The sequence below is a fragment of the Mesorhizobium sp. genome (assembly GCF_004962925.1).
In the GTDB taxonomy this organism is placed as follows: Bacteria; Pseudomonadota; Alphaproteobacteria; order Rhizobiales; family Rhizobiaceae; genus Mesorhizobium.
This window is the reverse complement of sequence record NZ_SUEO01000104.1, coordinates 1-253: the sequence shown is the minus strand read 5'-3', so window position 1 is coordinate 253 and position 253 is coordinate 1. Positions and strand designations below refer to the sequence as shown.

Below are 253 nucleotides of genomic sequence, written 5' to 3'. Positions count from 1 at the left end.
CCGGTAGCCCTCCCATTCGAACGTCTCGCGAGCCCGGCCTCCGATGAACGGAAAGAAAGGATAAAGCCGCCGCACCTCCTCAGTGAACGCTTCAAGCTGGGTCTCATCTCCTGCCGCGAAACGTTCAGCCCATTGTTGTTGCTCTTTCAGCGCCATCGCAGCGAAGACGATGTAGCGGCCGATCGCGACCACCGGGCGCACAATGTTGATGATCTCGACGGCTGCATCGGAGATATCGAGCAGATTGCCGTTC

At 58.9% G+C, this 253-nt stretch carries 1 pseudogene; it reads right to left on the bottom strand.

The features are described 5' to 3' along the window. Window positions 1-253 (bottom strand): annotated as a pseudogene (locus E5W87_RS20055) (cytochrome P450); the annotation flags it as partial.